An 18,611-nucleotide genomic window follows, 5' to 3' on the forward strand; every position below is an offset into this window, starting at 1 on the left:
CAGCCTCGAGCAGGACGCGAGGTCGGACTCTCGAGGCTGCGTCCGGGAAGGGGCTTCGAGGTTCAGGGCCCAGGTGGGGCGGTGGGGGCGATCGCCGATCCGGTCTTCGTTTCCATCGCTCCGCACGACTCCGACGTCATCTGCGCGATCGACTCGAGACCCATCCGCCGGAGGACGTCCGCGTGCCGCTCCCACGGGACGGTCCTCGTGGGCACGGGACATGTGCGGCGGTCGAGGGCCAGATCGAGCACGTACATCGTCTCCGCGTAACGACTCGGCCGGCCCTCGCGACGCAGGAGGTCGATCCGGGCCTGTTCCTCGCGGCGGCGACGGGCCAACGCCATCAGGGTCAGGACCCGCGTCCCGTCGCCTCCGTGTTCGACGCGCACGCCCCGGCAGGAAGACCAGGAGTCGAAGAGGGCCAGGTCGTCCACGGCGATCAGGACCACGGTGATGGGCTGGTGATGGGCCAGCTCGCTGGGCTCGCAACAGGGGGCCATCACGTAGAGGTCGTGGTCGAAACAGAGGCCGCCGCCGGCTCGGTCGCCCACGAAGCCGGTCAGCGTCTCGAGCAGGTACGAGCCCTCGGCCCCGGCCATGGAGATCAGGGTGCGCTCGGGCGTGACCTTCCATGCGCGAGCCAGGAACTCCTCGGCGAGGTGGCCGTTGGGGATGACGCGCCGGAGTTCATCCTGGCCCAGCGCCCGGATGCGGAGGACGCCGGGCATCGGCTTGGTGCATCCGGGGCGCTCCGGATCGGGCGAGCAAACGGCCTCGACGATGTGATGCTCGATGACGACCGTGTCGCGGGCGTCGCCCCTGAGGATGAGGCGACGCTGGCGTATCCGCCGCCATCGGCCGAGGAGCCGGCCGGTGGCCCAGCCCAGGATGAAGGCGACGAGGCTGGCGGTCCCGCGGCCGCCGAGTTCCCTGGTGAAGGTTTCCCACATTGCGCGCCTCTCGGCCCTGGCGATCTCTCGTGAAGTTCCACGTCGCCCCCGCCGGGGGGCTGATTTCTCAAGCGCCGCCGGCCGACCCGTCGGCGTCGGCCCCCTGCCGTCGGCGCGAGACGATGCGGTCGATCGAGTCGGGGACCAGCCGCTCGGCGAAGCCGGCCGCGAAGGACCAGATCAGCAGCTTGAACCAATCGAGCCCCGAGGCCGGGCCGGTGGCGCGGACGAATTCCGGGAAGGGCAGGTAGCCCCCCCGGCCGGCCATCTCGGCGCCGGCCGTCACGATCTCCGGGAACGCGCTCCCCTTGACCAAGCCCGCACCGAAGATCAGATAGAGGATCGCCGCGAAGATCGCGCCGCTGAACGGGGCCAGGAACAAGCTGCCCTGCGCCTGCTCCCAGGCCAGGCTGGAGGCGATCGGATCGCCGCCGCCCTGGACCTGCTCCATCCGATGGAGGACGCTCATCGTGGCCCCGACCAGGCCCGTGAAGAGCACCAGGACCAGCGACGGGTTGTGCTCCCGATGCACGATCGCGAGGTAGCCGATGAAGGCCGTCGCGAGCACGAACAGCAGGGTGCTGACATAGCGGATGAAGCGGATGCGGAATCGTTCGCGGACCGGCTGCAGGCCGTAGTACCAGTGGAGTTCGCCGATCAAGTGCTCCAAGTCGGCCCTCACCTCGGCCTCGGACGCGGCCTGGGGGTCGGGGGGGGTCGACGCCAGGTAGGCGTCGTAGCGCGCGTGGCCGGCCACGTCGCGGAGCCGGTCGCGATGGGCCCAGACGTCGCGGCGCAGCCGGTCGATCGGCTGCAGCCGCGAGATCGCGAGCTCGAGGGGGTACAGGTCGGCTCGGTGATGCTGCGGGTTGTGCAGCAGCTCCTCGACGATTCTCCGGGCCCCGGGTTCGCCCACCTCCGGCGGCAGGCCCCGGTAGGCCGAGGCCAGGTAGTCGAAGTACACCCGGTCGAACTCGTGCATCCGGCTGCGGCCTCGTCGACGAGGGTGTCTCGAGGACGCGGCGATCGGGGCGTCGGCTTGGCTCATGTAGGCGACCTCGTGATTCCGGATCCCTCGACCTTCGACGCGAGTCAGCACGCGGGAACGCCGTCGGCCTGGACACATGATTGCACGACTGCGACGTTCGAGCGAGTTGGGAGTCTTTTCTCCACGCCTCATCTCGCGCGAGTTCCCGACGAGAATGGGCCTGACGACGGCGGTCCCCCTGGGCCCGGGGGAATGAAGCCGATCGTTCATGGGTCGACCCGGAAGTCCAGGAATGCTGAACACCGCAAGGTCACCGTCTCCTTCGCCGCCACGGACCATGAGCAAGGTCATGATCGCGACCGCGGCCCTCGGCCTCGCATTCGCGTCCCTTCCCTTACTCTTGTCGTCGGCGTTGTCGGCCGCCGTGATCGGCATCCTCGTTCTTCAAGGGATGCGACCGGCGGTGTTGAGCCGCAGGGGAGGTGCGTGGCGAGGGCTCCCGTGGGCGCTCTGGTCGCTGAGGCTGGCGGCCTGCCCGGTCGTGACCGCCTTGGTGGGGACGCTGTAGAGCATGCAGGCCCTCCGACTTTCTCGGAGCCTCGTCCGTGGGCGGCTCGCGTAGTGGATCGGATCGCCTTGGTCCACCTCGGCGTCTCGGTCGTCGCCTCGATCGCCGTCGTCATCCTCGCCCGGGAGGCCTATCGCTGGCTGGCCTGGGCCGCGATCCTCGCCGTGGGCGTCTTCGCCCTCATCGCGGGCCTTGGCACCGCCATGGCGAGGACGGGCTCGACTTGTGACCGGAGGCGTCCCGCCGGCCGCCGAAGACGGATTGAGGAGCCTCGGCAATTCCATCATAACCGTCACACGGCGACATGATCGAACATAACCGCCATTATCGGACGCACTTTCCCCCCGGCCCCTGGGGGAATTCCCCAGGATTCTAGTCCCGCCGCCGTCCGGCCGAGAGGCTTCGGCGCATGAGGAAGGCCGGGACCGCCGATCGCTCGGGGAGCCCGGCCGCCTCGTCTTCCGCGATCGATCAGGCCGTGCGCCGCCTGGCGAGGCCCAGCGCGCCGAGGGCCCCGAGGCCCAGCATCGCCAGCGAGGCCGGCTCGGGGACGGCCGCGACGGCCGTCGCATTGATCGTGAACGAGTTCACGACGGCCGATGCGTTCCAGGTCGTGCCGCCGTCGGGCGTGAAGCGGTTGCCGCTGAGCGTCGCGACGCCCGTCGGGGTGACCGGAGGGTTGGATGCCAACCAGTCCAGGCCCGATGTGTTGAAGTCGGCCGCGGAGCTCAAGGCCAGCCAGTATCTCCGGCCGGCTGACAAGGTGAACGGGCTGGTCGGCGTGAAGGTGAAATCGTTGATCCCGCCCACGAGCGTCGGGGTGGAGAAGGTGGCCAGCACGGTGGAGCCCGGGACGTCGGGGCCGCCCGAGTCGTCGAGCAATTGGAGGATCGGAGTCGTCAGCGGGCGGCCGAAGGTGTCGAGCCGCAGGCGCAGGACGACCGAATCCAGGGTGTAATCCTGGTCCGGCATGGTGAAGGCGAGGGCCTTGATCCGCAGGGGGCCCAGTAATGCGGAGGAGACGCTGTCGTTCGTCTGGGGGAGCGTGCTGAGGATCATATCCCCGCGGCCGGCCGTCGCGAGCATCATCGCCGCCGCCGCAAGGGCTAGACGCATCGTCTTCATGCGCATGGAACGACTCCTGTCGGCGCGACTCGACCGCCGCTCGCCGCGGCCCGACGCGGGCCCGCCGGGCGGCATCGCACGCTGCCGGAAGGGCCATCATAGGATGTGATCCTTTGCGTATACAAGTGTGTGGTCAGGAACGCACGTAATCAAAGTCGGTTCGATTAGGCCGTTCTCGTGACGATCGCTCCCGCGTCCTCGGTCGGCACCAGGCCGGACGGGGCCTCGTTGGGGTTGCCGTCCAGCCAGTTCACGAATACGTCCGTGCAGCCGGAATACAAGTCGATGCTGATGGGCCCGCGACGCTTCCGCAGGTTCCCGGCCTCGGCGGTGAGGGCGGAGCCGTCCGCGAGGATCGGGTCCAGGCGGCGGTCGCAGAACGTGTTGACTTGCTTCCTGGTCGGCTCCAATGGCCTTGCGGGCGGTCCTCGGCCCTGGCCCACGGCTTCGCGGCCAGGCTGCAGCCGCAAGCCCGGCAGCGGTCTCGATCGGCGTCGTAATGGCCGGTCGGACACGCCCGGCAGACGGCCCGGCGGCGGTCGTATTCCTCTCGGTCCACCACGGCCAGGCCGCTCCGGACGAACCGGGCGGCGGCCCCGGCGAGGTTCGCGGCTTGGGTCGCAAGCGGCGGGTAGCTCATGGGCGGCCTGGAGGTGCGGGTCGCAGCCTCGCGTCGCGATCGTCGCGCAGGCGGAGGCAGGGTCGGTCACGCCGCATCTCGTCGCCCGCTCCTGCCTCCGGTTCGGGCTCCCGGCCTCTGCAGCGATGCAGGGATCTCGATGCGGGGCGGCGCGTCGGCCGCGACTCGATCGGCGAGGTATGCCGGGCGGGCGTCCCTGGCGACGCAGTAGCGGAGCAGGATGGCGAGCGCGGGGGCTTTGTCGAAGGACTCGACGTCCACGAAGTCGGACCTGTCCGTCTTTCCGACTCGGGCCCGCTTCAGGAACCCGAGGCGCGCGGCCTCCCGGATGCGGTCCGCATCGGCCCGGACCGAGCCGCCGGGCCCGATCTCCACGAGGTCGCCCATGCGGCAGTCGACGAACGCGAGGAGCCGTTCCAGGGATTCGAGACTCGAGGTGGGCATCGCGGGGTCTCCCATGCGGCGTCAGGAAGGATCGTCGCGGCGGGGCTCGACCTGGACCACCTGGCGTCGGTTGTCGACGGCGAGGTTGATCGACCCGACGACGACCGGGAGCGACATCCGGCGGGCCTTCTCGACCGCGAGGAGAGACCGCTGGTAACGCGCCGTCGCCTTGTCCATGTTCCGCTGGTAGGCCGCCCAGGTCTTCGGGCTGACGCTCCCCTGCCAGGTCATCGCCAGGGCCTGCTCCCAGACGGCGACGTGCAGCCAATCCAGGGCCGCCCTCGACGCCAGCAGCTCCAGCACCGGTCCGGAGCCGGGCGGGGCGAGCTGCCGCCGCATCTGCTCCATCCTCGCCTCGACGGCGGCGCGGTGCGGCTTCGACCCGGCCGCGCCCAGCAGCAGCCCGAGGATGTTGCTCTCGGCCACCTCCTCGGGATCGGCCCCGCCCTTCTCGATCGCCTCCTGGAGGGACGCCGAAAGCCTCTCCCGGGCGATCCCGTCGCCCCGGCGGGCCAGCGTGACCAGCTCGCGGACCTTCGACCTGGCGGCTCCCACGACCTCGACCGACTTGAACTCCGGCATGTCCCGCCTCCTTCGCCACCCGCCCCGGTCGTGCCTTCGATACCCCAACGCTTCGAGCGCCCCGGAGATCGCGGCGTCGACTTCCGCCCCGAACCCGGCCAGCTCCCGCCCGAAGGCCTCCAGGCTCCGCATCGACTCGCGGGCGGATCTCCACGCGGCCTCCTCGGCCTTCGCCGCCTCCCTCGCCTTGCGGCGGTCCTCGGCCCTCGCCCTCGCCAGCGCCTTCCGGTCCTCGGCGATCAGGCGCGCGACCGCGAGGAAGTGCCCCGCGAGCGGCCCGGACGTCGGGCCCAGGCTGCGGCTGGTCACGCGGCCCCCGCGCCTCACGCTCTCGTACAGGTACATCCGGCCGGCGATCCGTTTGAAGTGCATCGTCCCGCCCCGAAAATCCTTAACCTACACGTCGGCTGTACTCGACCTGCCCCGCGCGTCGAGCGTCAGGTTCCGAGATGCTGGGATCTGTCGGATTCAACAGATCCCCCAACACCCGCTCCCATTTTAGACGGCCTCGATTGTCTCAGGATTCGGCTTGGCGCGGCGTCGGGGCGGCCTTCTTCGATTCGGCCCCGGCGATCGTGCGTCCCGAAACCCGACGTGGCCGGCCGGTTCCGGGATTTTGATTCCGAGACGGGATACGGCCATGCGTTCGAGACCCTCGGCACGATCAGCTGGACGCGTCCCAATAACGGGCGTTTTTGAGACACTCAATTGGCCGCACGACAAGGCGATTATCTGGGGTGTAGAGAGGCAGGGACGAATCGGCCTGCCCCGGACGGCCCGGGGCGGGAAACATACGCATAGGTCGTACAAGGACTTCGGCGACCGGCCCTCTTCCGGGTGGACCGTCGGTGTCGCGTGGAATATGCTCGGCTGCTGGTCGAGCTGCGGTGTCTCCATCATCGCTGGTCCAGGGTCTCCCGTCCGAATATGGCTCCACACCTCTCCATGACGGGTCGGAACGGGATCGACGCCGCCACGGCTCGCGTCGCATGACCCCGCCTCGGCCTCGACAGCGAGTGCTCGGGACGGCCGGGCATATCGACCACGGCAAGACCGCCTTGGTGCGTGCGCTCACCGGGATCGACGCGGACCGGCTCCCCGAAGAGAAGCGGCGGAGGATCACCATCGACCTGGGTTTCTCGTTCCTGGACGTGGACGGGACCCATCTCGCCCTGATCGACGTACCCGGCCACGAGCGGTTCGTGCGGAACATGCTCGCCGGGGCCACCGGTCTGGATCTGGCCATGTTGGTGGTGGCGGCCGACGACTCGGTGATGCCCCAGACGCGCGAGCACCTGGATATCCTGCGCCTGCTCGGGCTCTCGGGGGGCCTGGTCGCCCTGACCAAGTGCGATCTGGCGGCGCCGGAATGGATCGCCCTGGTCGAGGACGAGATCCGCGACCTCGCCCGCGGGAGCTTCCTCGAAGGATCTCCGATCGTCCGCACCTCGGCCGCGACCGGCATGGGGATCGAGGAATTGAGGGCCCGGCTCGGCGCGCTGGCCGCGACGAGCCCGGAACGGCCCGATCCGGGGCCGTTCCGGATGGCGATCGACAGGGCTTTCACCGTCGCCGGCCACGGCACCGTCGTGACCGGCACGGTCGCCTCGGGGATCGTTCGGGTCGGCGACGACCTGGAATGGCTACCCGAGATGCGTGCGGTCCGCGTCCGCGGGTTGCAGCAGCACGGTCGGTCGGTCGAACGCCTCGGCCGCGGGACCCGAGCGGCGATCAATCTGGTCGGGGTCCACCACGCCGAGGTGCATCGAGGGCAGGAACTCGGAGCGCCCGGGTACCTCCGGCCGACGCGGCGGCTGTCGGCGGAGGTCCGCGTCTCGCCCGACGCCCTCCGGCCGCTCGCGAGCCGATCCCGGCATCGACTCCACCTGGGGACGGCCCAGGTCCTGGCGACGATCGCGCTGCTGGACTCCGGGGCGATCGAACCCGGGGGCGTCGGCCTCGCGCAGTTGTCGCTGGCCGAGCCCGTCGCGGCGGTCTACGGCGAGCCGTTCGTGCTCCGCGCGGAGAGCCCGCCGGCGACGGTCGGGGGCGGCCGGGTCTTGCAGCCCACGGCCCGGCGAGTCCGCAGGCGCGACGCGGCCGAGGTCGCCCGCATCGGGAGGATGGGGGATCCCGGCCCGATGGGACGGGCGGCAGTCGCCCTGATGGCCACGGGCCTGGACCCCTGGACGACGAGGGACCTGGTCAGGGAGGCGGGGTTGAACGAGTCCGAGGCCCCTGCGGCGATCGAGAGCCTCGCCGCCGGCGGCATCCTGGTCGAATTGCCCCTCGGCCCCCGCCGTTCGACCCGGGTCCCCGTCGAGCGCGTCGCCGACCTGGAGTCGCGGATCCTCCGCGTCGTGGGCCGGCTGCACGAGGCGCGACCGCGGCTGTCGACCGTCCGCCGGCCCCACATCGCGTCCGCCCTCCCCGACATCGGCAACGAGGCCCTGATCGCGGCCGTGATCGACCGTCTGCTCTCACGGGGCGAGCTCGTCGGCGACGGCCTGGCCGTCGCCCTACGCGACTTCAGGCCCCGCCTCAGCCACGCCGAGGGCAAGTTGAAAGAGACGATCGCGGCGGCCTATCGGGCCGGATGGTTGGCCCCGCCGGATGTCGCCGAGCTGACCTCGCGGGCCGGATCTCGGGCGTCGCTCGTGCCCGAACTCCTCGCCTTGCTGGTGGACGAAGGACGCTTGGTCGAGCTGAGCCACGGGCTCTATCTCGATCGCGACGCCGAGGCGGAGCTGCGCCGCCGGACCGCGGAACGCCTCGCCGATGGATCGTCCGTCGTCATGGCGGAATTCCGCGACCTTCTCGGCGTCACCCGAAGGCACGCCGTCCCATACGGCGAGCATCTCGACCGCATCGGATTGACGCGGCGCGAGGGCGATGCACGCCGGCTGGCTTCGGCCTTCGGCGACGGCGGGACCGCGGAGGCGCCGACGCGAATTCCTAGTCCCTAGACGTTTCACGATCGGGAATCTCCGAATTTGCACGACAACCCGCTGCGCAGCCTGCCTCCCGTGAACGCCATCCTGGCCGACGCGGGGCTGGCGGGATTGGTGTCCGATCTCGGCCGCGAGACCGTCCTGGCCGCCGTCAGGGCCTCCCTCGAGGAGGCCCGCGCGGCGGGGCTGCGGGGCGATCCCGTCGATCCGCACCCCGGACGCCTGGCCAGGCGGGCGAGGGAGCTGCTCGAGGCCGACAGGTCGACGTTGCGTCCGGTGATCAATGCGACGGGGATCCTGATCCATACCGGGCTGGGACGGGCGCCGCTGGCGGACGAGGCGATCGAGGCCGTCGCCGCGGTGGCGCGGCAATACTGCAGCCTCGAAATCGACCTCGATTCCGGCGAGCGGGGGCGGAGGACCGACGATGTCGAAGGGCTGCTCCGCCGGCTGACGGGAGCCGAGGCGGCGACGGTGGTCAACAACAACGCCGCCGCCACGATCCTGTCGCTGCGGGCGTTGGCCGCGGGCCGGGAGGTCGTGGTCTCTCGCGGGCAGCTGGTCGAAATCGGCGGGAGTTTCCGACTTCCGGACGTTTCCGAGGCCTCGGGGGCGCGGCTCCGCGAGGTCGGCACGACAAACAGAACCAGGCTGTCCGACTACGAGCGGGCGATCGGCCCCGACACCGCCGCCCTGATGCGCATCCACACCAGCAACTACCGCATCGTCGGGTTCAGCGAATCGGTCGGCATCGCCGAACTGGCGGCGCTGGGCCGTTCGCGCGGGCTGTGGACGATCGACGACATCGGCTCCGGAGCCCTGGGCCCGGGCCGACCGCCGGTCGACGGCGACGATCCGACCGCCGCCGAGGCCTTGGCCGCGGGGGCCGACGTCGTGCTCTTCTCGGGCGACAAGCTCCTGGGCGGCCCGCAATGCGGGATCATGGTCGGTCGCCGGGCCGCGATCGGCCGCGTGACCTCCGACCCGCTGATGCGGGCCCTGCGCGTGGACAAGATGACGCTCGCCGCGCTCGGGGCCACGCTCCGATTGGCGCTCGCCCCCGCGCGGGCGGCCCGCAGGATCCCGCTCTGGACCTTCCTGACCGTCCCCCGGGAGGCGCTCCGCGAGCGGGCCGAGCGGCTCGCTTCGTCGCTCCGTCGCGACGCCGGATTGGAGGCCGACCCGGTCGAGGAGAAGGCCTACCTCGGCGGCGGCAGCACGCCGTTCGAGCCGATCGCGTCGATGGCCGTGCGCATCGGCCCGCCCTTCCCCAAGGGGATCGAGTCCGAGGGCGCCTTCGCCCGCGCCCTCAGGGCGGCCGATCCCCCGGTCGTCGGCCGTGTGCGGGGCGGTGCCGTCCTGCTCGACCTGCGGGCCGTGACCCCGGAGCAGGACGACGCGATCGAGGCCGTCGTGCGGCGGATCGCGTCGGCGTAGGAGTCGAGTCGAAGGGGCGCGACCGGAGGGATGGCGGGAGCGTATGGGAATCGAACCCACCAGCGATCGCTCTCGCGACCGCTCTCTGGTTTTGAAGACCAGGCCGGGCACCAGCCTCGGACACGCCCCCCCGAGCGACGGGTCGGACCCCGCCAGGAGCCGACACTACCAGAGGGCGGCGCGGGAGTCAGCCCGCAACCCGGAGCGGCCCGATCCTCCCGAGAGCGGTCCTCCGCGATACAATGGCTCTCGGCCGGCCCGTCCGGTTGCCAGACCTCGCGCCTGGATCGAGGACCGACCCCCATGTCCACCCCGGAACCCGTGCGACTGACCCGATACGCCAGGCGGGCGGGCTGCGCGGCCAAGCATCCTCAGGATTTCCTCCTGCCGCTCCTCGGCGGGCTGCCCGCCGTCACCGATCCGAACGTCCTCGTCGGGAGCGCGACGGCCGACGACGCGGCGGTCTACAAGCTGTCCGACGACCTGGCCCTGGTCATGACGACCGACTTCTTCACCCCGATCGTCGACCGGCCGTACGACTTCGGCGTCATCGCCGCCGCCAACGCGCTCAGCGACGTCTACGCGATGAACGGCGTGCCGTTCGCCGCTCTGAGCATCGTCGGTTTTCCCGACGCGACCCTGACGCCGGAGGTCCTGGCGGAGATCTTGCAGGGCGCCGCCGCGAAGGCCGGCGAGGCGGGGGTCTCGATCATCGGAGGGCACACGATCAAGTCCGAGGAGCCGATCTTCGGCTTGGCGGTGGTCGGACGCGTGCACCCCGACGGGGTCCTCACCAACGCGGGCGCCCGGCCGGGCGACGCCCTGGTGCTCACGAAGCCGCTGGGGTCGGGCATCATCACGACGGCGGCCAAACGGGGAGAAGACCACCTGGGGGCCATCGACGAGGCGATCACGGTGATGTCGGCCCTCAACCGGGACGCCTCCCGAATCCTGGCCGGGGCGGGCGCCCGGGCCTTGACCGACGTCACGGGTTTCGGCCTGCTCGGGCACCTCCGGAACATCGTCGCCGCCAGCGACGTCTCGGCGACGATCTGGAGCGATCGGGTCCCCGTCATGGCCGCGGCGCGGGAATACGCCCGCGTCGGCGTCGTCCCTGGGGGGACCCATGCCAACCGCCGCTCCCTGGCGGGCGTCGTGCGCTTCGGGCCGGACGTCGACGACGCGGAACAGCTGCTGCTCTGCGACGCCCAGACCTCGGGCGGCCTCCTGGGAGTCCTTCCCGCCGATCGCGCCGACGAGGCGGTGCGTGACCTCCGACGGGCGGGGACTCGCGCCTCCGCCGAGATCGGTCGCATCGAGGCCGAGGGGGCCGGCGGCATCCGCGTGTCCCGAGGCGCATTCGGCGGCGATGTCGGGTCATGACTGCATCGGTCGCCGTGCGGATCGCTCGTGCGAACGGGGCGACGTCCAAAAAATGGCGCGGTCCCGTTCGCGACCATCCTTTACGCTATACCGCGATCCGGCATCGCCGTGCACGAAAGGTCGATGACGAGAGATCGCGGTGTTCCCGGCTCGTCTAGGAGGAATCCTCGCATGAGACGCGTCTTCGCGGGCCCGGTAATCTTGGCGCTCAGCTGGTCGCTGCTGTCGGCCGAGGTCGGGGGACAGGACGGGCCGGCGACGCCGGCCGAGCAGTACAAGGCACTCGTCAAGGAATCCCAGTCGCGATACGACGCGGCCCAGAAGGAAGCGTTCAAGTCGGTGCCGAAAGGCGGCGTCCTGCCCGACGACGAGCGGACGGCGCTGGTCGGGCTCGCCTACCGGTCCAAGTACGAGCAGGCCCCGAAGCTCGTGGGACTCGCCGAGCGATATCCGCGGGACCCGGTCGCCCTGGACGCCTTAACCGAGGCGGTCTGGCAGGTGAACACCACCCCCTACCCGGTCGAGATGGTCGGGCGGGACCCGGCGCGCCCAAAGGCGTTCGAACTCCTCAGGCGGGACCATATCGGCAGCGAGAAGCTCGGCCCCCTCTGCGAGCGGATTTCCTACGGATTCGGCGCCGAATACGAGCCCTTCCTGCGAGACGTCCTGGAGAAGAACCCCCACAAGGAGGTCCGGGCCCAGGCTTGCCTCGCCCTGGCCCATTTCCTCGGCAACCGGTCGCTGAAGCTCGACCTGGTCCTAGGAGACCCGAAGCAGGCCCGGGAGTTCGCGGACCTCTACGGCGAGGAGTACCTCGAACGGCTGCGACGCCAGGACCGCGTCAAGGCCGCGGAGGAAGCCGAGGCCCTCCTCGTCCGCGCCATGCGGGACTATGGCGGCGACGTGAAGCTGCCCGACGGCGAGACCGTCGCCGAGAAGGCCGAGCCGGAGCTCTTCGGCCTCCGCCACCTGGCCGTCGGGAAGACGGCCCCGGACATCGAGGGGCAGGACCAGGACGGCGTGAGGTTCAAGCTCAGCGACTATCGCGGCAAGGTCGTGCTGATCGACTTCTGGAGCGAGGTCTGACTCACCTGACGGGCCCAATGGCCCCACGAGCGGTCGCTCGTGCAGACGCTGAAGGACAGGCCTTTCGCCCTCATCGGCGTGAACGTCGGGGGCAACGCGAAGAACCTCAAGGACGTGATGACGAAGGAGGACGTGACCTGGCGGACGTTCGCCGACATGGGCGACGCCGGTCAGGGGGCCATCGCAGCCCGCTGGAACCTGACGAGCACGCCGACGCTCTACGTCCTCGACGCCCGGGGAGTGATTCGACACAAGTGGCTGGGCGCCCCCGGGGCCGAGGCCCTCGACGCGGCCCTGGAGACGTTGATCCGCGAGGCCGAGGCGGACTCCGAGAAAGCCCCGAAGTGAAGCGACTCCCGTCGGGACGATGCCCCTCTCCCCATGGGGCGTCCCGGCGGGACCTTTCGCGAGATGCGGCTTACGGGGCGGATAACGCACTCGGCCTCCAGGTCGCGACGAGCGACATGAAATAGAGCTTATCGGACACGATCCTGCTCCTACCGAGCTAGGTCGTGTCGCGTTGGGTGGGGTGTCTCAAAAACGAGCGTTTTTGAGACGGCCGCATTGCTCGGCCGGGGGCGACCGCGGACTGGTGTCCCGACCCCAGGCGGACGGCGTATCCCCTCTCATGAATGGGGGCTAATATGGGTTGGTGAGCCCCGGGGGTTCGGGGCTGCCCTCCGCGTCGTCCTTTGCCGTGCCGCCGGAACCGATGAACGACGTCACCCGCATCCTCTCGGCCATCGAGCACGGCGACCCGCATGCGGCCGACAGGCTCCTGCCGCTGGTCTATGACGAGCTCCGCAAGCTGGCGGCCCGGCGGCTGGCCCACGAGAAGCCGGGCCAGACCCTCCAGGCCACGGCCCTCGTGCACGACGCCTACCTGCGGCTCGTCGGCGCCGACGACCCCGGCTGGGATAGCCGCGGCCACTTCTTCGCCGCCGCGGCCGAGGCGATGCGCCGCATCCTCGTCGACAACGCCCGCCGCAAGCGCACCACCAAGCACGGCGGGGGCCATCGCCGTCGCGACCTCGACGAGGTGGAGATCGCCGCCGGAGAGCCAACCGACGACCTGCTGGCCCTGGACGAGGCCCTGGCCCGGCTGGCGGCCGAGGACCCGCAGAAGGCCGAGCTGGTCAAGCTCCGCTACTTCGCCGGCCTGACGATCGAGGAAGCCGCCCAGGCCCTCGGCATCTCCGCCGCGACGGCCAAGCGATACTGGGCTTACGCGCGGGCGTGGCTGTTCCGCGCCGTCGAGGCTGCTGACCCGCCCATGTCCCCCTGAGGAATCTCCCGGATCTCGTGAGCCGGTCGGCGCCCGGTTCTCGCATTGCCCTGAGGGCCGACCGGATCACTGACGCGGGGGATGCGCGATGGGGGCGAAGCTGCCGAGTGTGGAGACCGTCTTCGGCGAGGCGATGGAGATCGCCGGGCCGGCCGAGCGGGCCGCCTTCCTCGACCGGGCCTGCGGCGGGGATCAGGCCCTGCGCCGCCAGGTCGAGTCGCTGCTGGATGCCCACACCCGGGCCGGCGGCTTCCTCGAATCCCCCGCCGCGACGCCGACGATCACGCGCGACGCGAGTCCGACTGACGACGGGCCGGGCGGCGTCATCGGCCCCTACCGGCTCCTGGAGGAGATCGGCGAGGGGGGCATGGGCGTCGTCTACATGGCCGAGCAGACGCGCCCGGTCCGCCGCCGGGTGGCCTTGAAGGTCATCAAGCCGGGGATGGACAGCAAGCAGGTGGTGGCGCGGTTCGAGGCCGAGCGGCAGGCGCTGGCCCTGATGGACCACCCCAACATCGCCAAGGTCCACGACGGCGGCGCCACCGGATCGGGACGGCCCTACTTCGTCATGGAGCTGGTCCGGGGCCTGCCGATCACCGACTACTGCGACCGCGAGGGGCTCACCGTCCCGGAGCGGCTGGAGCTCTTCGTGCTGGTGTGCCGGGCGGTGCAGCACGCGCACCAGAAGGGCGTCATCCACCGCGACCTGAAGCCCTCGAATGTCCTGGTCACCGTCGTCGACGGCGTGCCGACGCCGAAGGTCATCGACTTCGGCGTGGCCAAGGCCACCGGCGCCAGCCTGACCGACCGGTCGCTGTTCACCGGCTTCCACCAGCTGATCGGCACGCCGCTGTACATGAGCCCCGAGCAGGCGGACCTGTCCTCGGCCGACGTGGACACCCGCAGCGACATCTACGCCCTGGGCGTCCTGCTCTACGAGCTGCTGACCGGGAGCACGCCGTTCGACCGGGAGACCTTCGCGAAAACGGCGTTCGACGAGATGCGGCGGATGATCCGCGAGGACGAGCCGCCGACGCCGAGCACGCGGCTAGGCTCGCTGGGGGAGAGGCTATCTACCGTCTCGTCCAGGCGCGGCTCGGACCCGCGGCGTCTGAACCGAGCGGTGCGGGGGGAGCTGGACTGGATCGCGATGAAGGCGCTGGAGAAGGACCGCCGGCGGCGGTACGAGACGGCCAACGACTTCGCCGCCGACGTGATGCGCTATCTCACCGACCGGCCGGTGGAGGCGTGCCCGCCGTCGGCCCGGTATCGCCTCACGAAGTACGCGCGCCGCAACCGCACGGCGCTGGCGACCGGGGCGGTCGTCGCCGTGGCGCTCGCGACGGGCTCCGCCGTGAGCGCCTGGCAGGCCGTCAAGGCGACCCGGGCCGAGCGCCGGGCCGAGGCACGCTTCGAACAGGCCCGGCGCGTGGTCGACGACATGTACACCCAGGTCGCCGAGCGCTGGCTCGGCCAGAACGGCGGTCTCGCCCCGATCCAGCGCGAATTCCTGGAGAAGGCGCTGGCCTTCTACGAGCCGTTCGCCGAGGAGCGGCACGACGACCCGGACGTGCAGTTCGAGGCCGTCCGGGCCCGCGGCCGGGTGGGCGTGATGCGGCGCCTGCTCGGCAAGCTCGACCAGTCCGAGGACCTGATCCGCCGGTCCGTCGACGACCTCGACGACCTGGCCAACCGGTTCCCCGATCGGGCCGATTACCGCCAGGAACTCGCGCTGAAGCTGGGCGACGTCGCCGCGCTGCGGGCGGACCGGGGCCAGGCCGCCGAGGCCGAGCCCTCGATGAAGCGATCCGTCGCGGTGATGGAAGCCGTCGTGGCACAGCACCCGAAGGACCAGCAGTACCTCTGCAATCTTGCCAGGGTCCTCGGCTGGCAGGGGAACCTCTTCGAGAGACAGAAACGTTATGCGGAAGCCGAGATCGTCCTCCGAAGGAGCCGGGACCAGTTCGAGCGGCACATCGCGGAGGGGCCGCACGGGGCGAACTGCCGCTTGGAACTCGCCAGGGTCGAGATGACCCTCGGGCTGATGCTGATGCACATCGGCCGCCTCCCGGAGGCCGAAGCCGCCCTGCGGCGCTCGATCGTCCCGTCGCGGGCGATCCTGGCCGAGAGCCCGACCCACCCGGTGGCACGCGAGCAGCTGGCCAAGTCGCTGATCAACCTCGCCATCATCGAGGGGGCCCCGAAGGGCGCGGTCGAGGACCTCCGGCAGGCCGAAGGGCTGCTCGGTGGCCTGGTGGAGGAGTCCGGCGTCCTCGACCGTCGATGGGCGCTCGCCGCCTGCCGGGAGTATCTCTTCAAGGACCTCGTCGAAGCGGGGCGATTCGAGGAGGCCGAGGAGGTCGCACACCGCTGGGCGGAGGTGTCCGAGAAGCTGGTCGCCGACCAGCCGGCCATCCCCCACTTCCGCGACTCCCTGGGCCGCTTGCATCATCGGTTGGCATTCTACTACGCCTCGCCGCCCGAGCCGCGCCTCCGCGACCCGTCGAAGGCCATGACGCACGCCCGCAGGTCGGTGGACCTCCTGCCGCAGTCGGGGGCGGCCCGGCAGTCGCTGGCCTGGGCCCATTACCGCGCGGGCGACTGGACGGCCTGCGTCGAGAGCGGATTGAAGGCGACGGAGTTGCACGAGGGCGACGACTGTGGTGCCTGGTTCTTCCTTGCCATGGCCTACCTCCACCTCGGCGACCAGGCCCGTGCCCACACCTATTACGAGCGAGCCGTCAGGGGGCTGGCGGATTTCGAAGGGCGGGTCGCCCGGCCCGCGAGCCCTGCGATGACCTACGACCCCGATCCTGCGGCCATGCGGAGGGTCCGCGACGAAGCCGCCTCCCTCCTGCTCGGGACGCCTCCCGAAGCGAAACCGATCCGCAGGTGATTCGACCGGGGAGCCCAGGGCCAACGGTGCTCGTCGGCGGCCCTCAGCGTCGTGCACGCCCACTCCTCCGTCGGCGGCGAGGCACCGGACGGGCCGAACCGAAACAATTTCGGGATCCCGGTGAGCCGGTCGGGCCGCGGTTCTCGCATTGCCTTCCGAGCACGCACCCCGACGACGCGAGTCGGGCGCGTCGAGCATGACCATCGGAAACACGAGCCCCTGAGGAGCCCCGCCATGTGGAATCTCTTGACGGCCCCGACACGATTGACGCCGAAGCCGCGCCGCCGCACCCCGCTCCGCCCCCGCCTGGAGTCGCTGGAGGGCCGCGTCGTCCTCTCCGTCGCCTTCGACTCGGTCCTCGGCGTCGGCAGCGACACCGCCTCGTTCGGCGCCTGGGACAACGCCGTCGACTCCGCCGGCAACTCGTACGTGACCGGAATACTCTACGGCACGACGGACCTCGACCCGGCCGTCGACCGACCCGACGGCTCCGACATCCTGACACCGCGAGGCAATACGGATGCGTTCCTCGCCAAGTACGCCCCCGACAACACCCTCCTCTGGGCCCGACAGATGGGCGGCGACCTCGACACCAGCAGCCTCTACTCCTATGACTGGGGCCGGAGCGTCAAGCTCGACGTGGCCGGGAATGTCTATGTCTCCGGCGGGTTCCACGGCCAGGCGGACTTCGGGCCCTACCGCCTGACCAGCGCCGGCGACAGTGACGCCTTCGTGGCCAAGCTCGACTCCTCGGGCAACTTCCTCTGGGCGAACCGCTGGGGCGGGACCGCCCGCGAGAGCGCCCGGGACCTGGCCATCGACTCGGCCGGGAATGCCGTGTCGGTCGGCGCGACGAACCTCGTCCCCCCCAGCGGGAGCGGCTCCATCATCCCTAACGGGTCCGAGGTGCACCGGTTCGGCGCGACCGGGGCGGCCTCCCGGGCGGTCCGCTACGACACCGCCCGTGCTAACGGCGTCACGACGGACGCCGCCGGCAACGTCTACGTGGTCGGCAGCTTCCAGGGCACGGTCGACTTCGACCCCAACCCCCGCAGGGCCACCTATCTCTCCGGCGCGTCGGGCGCGTCCAACGGCTTCGTCCAGAAGCTGACCTCGGCCGGGGCGTTCGCCTAGGCCGTGCCGTTCGTGGCCAAGACGGGCGATGACCCGAATTCGTCCGCCCAATGTCATGATGTCGAGGTGGATGCCGCCGGCGACGTCATCGTGACGGGCTTGTACGCCGGCAAGGTGGACTTCAACCCGAGCTCGAAGGTCGACTACCGCCTGCCGAACGTGACATCCGGCAGCGACGGGTTCGTCACCAAGCTGTCCTCCGGCGGTGCCCTGAAGTGGGCCACGGCTTTGGGGGGCGCGTACATCAGAGACCTGACCATCGACGCGGCGGGGTCCGTGTACCTCACCGGCTCGTTCTCCCAGACGTTCGTCCCGGGATTCGGCCTGCCGTCGGTGAACAGCAACGGCAGAAGTGATGTCTTCGTCACGAAGCTCAGCACTACCGGCTCCGTGATTTGGGCGACGGCTTTCGGCGGGACGAGCGACGACGATAGTAACGGGATTGCCGTGGACGGGGCCGGCACCGTCTATGTGGTCGGGACGTATAGGAGCACGGTCGATTTCGACCCGGATGCCGTCGGGACTTACGAGCTGTCCAATGCCTCGTGGTCCGACTCCTACCTGCTGAAGCTGAGGCAGCAGTGACGCGAGGCCGGGATGGACGGCCCTCGCGGTGATTCGTTGTTGACCTCCCCAAGTTGACCGGCGTCCCGTCCTCCACTCGGAGGGCGGTCGACGTCGGTCGCCTCCATTCCGAGTTACGGATTGCTCGGCCGAGAGGATCCCGCCACTGAGGTATACATATCTTGATTAGTCGTGTCGTCTCTATGGTGATGAGTCGTGTCGTCTCAAAAACGAGCGTTTTTGAGACGAGCGGTTGTGCATAAGAAAGGGGGTTATCCTGCACAAAACCAGCGGCAGGAACGGACCGCCGCGAGAGTCACGGCAGTCCGCCTCAATCCCGAAGGGACGTGACTTAACGGTGGCTCGCCTCCGCACCCCTCGACGCCTGTGCCTGGGCGTCCAACGCGGCTTTGACCCCCTGGGCCAGCTCCTTGGCTGAACCTTTGCCCCAGAAATGCGTGAAGTAGAAGGCGGGCTTCTCGCCCACCATGTGGTTGTGCAAGGCCACGATATGGATGCCCGACTTGCGGAGGGCCCTCAAGACCGTCTGCACCTCCTCGGCGGTCATGATGAAGTCG

General features: G+C 70.2%; 17 protein-coding genes and 1 tRNA gene. 9 read left to right on the forward strand and 9 right to left on the reverse strand.

Translation table 11 applies throughout. The features are described 5' to 3' along the window. Positions 1–62: 62 nt before the first annotated feature. From G6O68_RS19785 to G6O68_RS19810, 7 genes are all read right to left on the reverse strand, one after another. Complete coding sequence (locus G6O68_RS19785; RefSeq protein ID WP_165250366.1) at positions 63–950, reverse strand: hypothetical protein; 888 nt, start codon at positions 948–950, stop codon at positions 63–65. A 67-nt stretch (positions 951–1,017) separates the two neighbouring features. Beyond that, positions 1,018–1,932, reverse strand: a complete 915-nt coding sequence (locus tag G6O68_RS19790; protein WP_165250367.1) for a hypothetical protein — start codon at positions 1,930–1,932, stop codon at positions 1,018–1,020. 450 nt (positions 1,933–2,382) lie between these two features. Further along, on the reverse strand, positions 2,383–2,511 hold the full coding sequence (locus G6O68_RS33330) for a hypothetical protein (protein ID WP_261345607.1): 129 nt from the start codon (positions 2,509–2,511) through the stop codon (positions 2,383–2,385). Positions 2,512–2,977: 466 nt separating this feature from the next. Then, a complete protein-coding gene (locus tag G6O68_RS19795; RefSeq protein WP_206108153.1) occupies positions 2,978–3,637 on the reverse strand; it encodes a choice-of-anchor R domain-containing protein in 660 nt (219 codons plus the stop codon). A gap of 158 nt (positions 3,638–3,795) precedes the next feature. Continuing rightward, positions 3,796–4,041: a hypothetical protein gene (locus G6O68_RS19800; RefSeq protein ID WP_165250369.1), complete on the reverse strand. Its 246-nt coding sequence runs from the start codon at positions 4,039–4,041 to the stop codon at positions 3,796–3,798. Positions 4,042–4,337: 296 nt separating this feature from the next. Continuing rightward, positions 4,338–4,715, reverse strand: a complete 378-nt coding sequence (locus tag G6O68_RS19805; RefSeq protein WP_165250370.1) for a hypothetical protein — start codon at positions 4,713–4,715, stop codon at positions 4,338–4,340. Between the two features lie 21 nt (positions 4,716–4,736). Continuing rightward, positions 4,737–5,669 (reverse strand): hypothetical protein, encoded by a 933-nt coding sequence (locus G6O68_RS19810; RefSeq protein WP_165250371.1) that lies wholly within the window; start codon positions 5,667–5,669, stop codon positions 4,737–4,739. A 617-nt stretch (positions 5,670–6,286) separates the two neighbouring features. Between G6O68_RS19810 and selB the strand changes: the two genes are divergently transcribed. Together selB and selA are read left to right on the forward strand one after the other, a co-directional pair. Beyond that, the gene (selB, locus tag G6O68_RS19815) at positions 6,287–8,263 is read left to right on the forward strand and encodes a selenocysteine-specific translation elongation factor (protein WP_165250372.1); all 1,977 of its coding nucleotides are present in this window, start codon (positions 6,287–6,289) and stop codon (positions 8,261–8,263) included. A gap of 27 nt (positions 8,264–8,290) precedes the next feature. Then, positions 8,291–9,685 carry an L-seryl-tRNA(Sec) selenium transferase gene (gene selA / locus G6O68_RS19820; protein ID WP_165250373.1) on the forward strand — a complete coding sequence of 465 codons (1,395 nt, stop codon included), beginning with the start codon at positions 8,291–8,293 and terminating at the stop codon, positions 9,683–9,685. Positions 9,686–9,716: 31 nt separating this feature from the next. Here the strand turns inward: selA and G6O68_RS19825 are convergent. Beyond that, positions 9,717–9,815 (reverse strand) — tRNA-Sec (locus G6O68_RS19825). A gap of 173 nt (positions 9,816–9,988) precedes the next feature. Between G6O68_RS19825 and selD the strand changes: the two genes are divergently transcribed. From selD to G6O68_RS19860, 7 genes are all read left to right on the forward strand, one after another. Then, on the forward strand, positions 9,989–11,068 hold the full coding sequence (gene selD / locus G6O68_RS19830) for a selenide, water dikinase SelD (RefSeq protein WP_165250374.1): 1,080 nt from the start codon (positions 9,989–9,991) through the stop codon (positions 11,066–11,068). Between the two features lie 171 nt (positions 11,069–11,239). Beyond that, complete coding sequence (locus G6O68_RS32425) at positions 11,240–12,154, forward strand: peroxiredoxin family protein (protein ID WP_206108154.1); 915 nt, start codon at positions 11,240–11,242, stop codon at positions 12,152–12,154. Positions 12,155–12,193: 39 nt separating this feature from the next. Next, positions 12,194–12,502, forward strand: a complete 309-nt coding sequence (locus tag G6O68_RS19840) for a TlpA family protein disulfide reductase (RefSeq protein WP_165250375.1) — start codon at positions 12,194–12,196, stop codon at positions 12,500–12,502. A 364-nt stretch (positions 12,503–12,866) separates the two neighbouring features. Continuing rightward, positions 12,867–13,439 carry an ECF-type sigma factor gene (locus G6O68_RS19845; RefSeq protein WP_165250376.1) on the forward strand — a complete coding sequence of 191 codons (573 nt, stop codon included), beginning with the start codon at positions 12,867–12,869 and terminating at the stop codon, positions 13,437–13,439. 88 nt (positions 13,440–13,527) lie between these two features. Further along, positions 13,528–16,335 carry a serine/threonine-protein kinase gene (locus tag G6O68_RS19850; RefSeq protein WP_165250377.1) on the forward strand — a complete coding sequence of 936 codons (2,808 nt, stop codon included), beginning with the start codon at positions 13,528–13,530 and terminating at the stop codon, positions 16,333–16,335. Positions 16,336–16,569: 234 nt separating this feature from the next. Further along, positions 16,570–17,469, forward strand: coding sequence for a hypothetical protein (locus tag G6O68_RS19855; RefSeq protein WP_165250378.1), 900 nt, complete (start codon positions 16,570–16,572; stop codon positions 17,467–17,469). A 90-nt stretch (positions 17,470–17,559) separates the two neighbouring features. After that, positions 17,560–18,054, forward strand: a complete 495-nt coding sequence (locus G6O68_RS19860; RefSeq protein WP_165250379.1) for a hypothetical protein — start codon at positions 17,560–17,562, stop codon at positions 18,052–18,054. Between the two features lie 331 nt (positions 18,055–18,385). On the opposite strand, the gene G6O68_RS19865 is transcribed toward G6O68_RS19860, so the two are convergent. After that, the coding region (locus G6O68_RS19865) for a DUF1259 domain-containing protein (RefSeq protein WP_165250380.1) at positions 18,386–18,611 on the reverse strand (226 nt) is incomplete at its 5' end.

It is taken from the genome of Paludisphaera soli, assembly GCF_011064595.1.
GTDB lineage: Bacteria > Planctomycetota > Planctomycetia > Isosphaerales > Isosphaeraceae > Paludisphaera > Paludisphaera soli.

Bases quoted from the DNA above. Each gene is read 5' to 3' on its own strand.
- G6O68_RS19785 (WP_165250366.1), bottom strand. From the start codon at position 950: ATGTGGGAAACCTTCACCAGGGAACTCGGCGGCCGCGGGACCGCCAGC.
- G6O68_RS19790 (WP_165250367.1), bottom strand. From the start codon at position 1,932: ATGCACGAGTTCGACCGGGTGTACTTCGACTACCTGGCCTCGGCCTAC.
- G6O68_RS33330 (WP_261345607.1), bottom strand. From the start codon at position 2,511: ATGCTCTACAGCGTCCCCACCAAGGCGGTCACGACCGGGCAGGCCGCC.
- G6O68_RS19795 (WP_206108153.1), bottom strand. From the start codon at position 3,637: ATGCGCATGAAGACGATGCGTCTAGCCCTTGCGGCGGCGGCGATGATG.
- G6O68_RS19805 (WP_165250370.1), bottom strand. From the start codon at position 4,715: ATGCCCACCTCGAGTCTCGAATCCCTGGAACGGCTCCTCGCGTTCGTC.
- G6O68_RS19810 (WP_165250371.1), bottom strand. From the start codon at position 5,669: ATGCACTTCAAACGGATCGCCGGCCGGATGTACCTGTACGAGAGCGTG.
- selB (WP_165250372.1), top strand. From the start codon at position 6,287: ATGACCCCGCCTCGGCCTCGACAGCGAGTGCTCGGGACGGCCGGGCAT.
- selD (WP_165250374.1), top strand. From the start codon at position 9,989: ATGTCCACCCCGGAACCCGTGCGACTGACCCGATACGCCAGGCGGGCG.
- G6O68_RS32425 (WP_206108154.1), top strand. From the start codon at position 11,240: ATGAGACGCGTCTTCGCGGGCCCGGTAATCTTGGCGCTCAGCTGGTCG.
- G6O68_RS19845 (WP_165250376.1), top strand. From the start codon at position 12,867: ATGAACGACGTCACCCGCATCCTCTCGGCCATCGAGCACGGCGACCCG.
- G6O68_RS19850 (WP_165250377.1), top strand. From the start codon at position 13,528: ATGGGGGCGAAGCTGCCGAGTGTGGAGACCGTCTTCGGCGAGGCGATG.
- G6O68_RS19855 (WP_165250378.1), top strand. From the start codon at position 16,570: ATGTGGAATCTCTTGACGGCCCCGACACGATTGACGCCGAAGCCGCGC.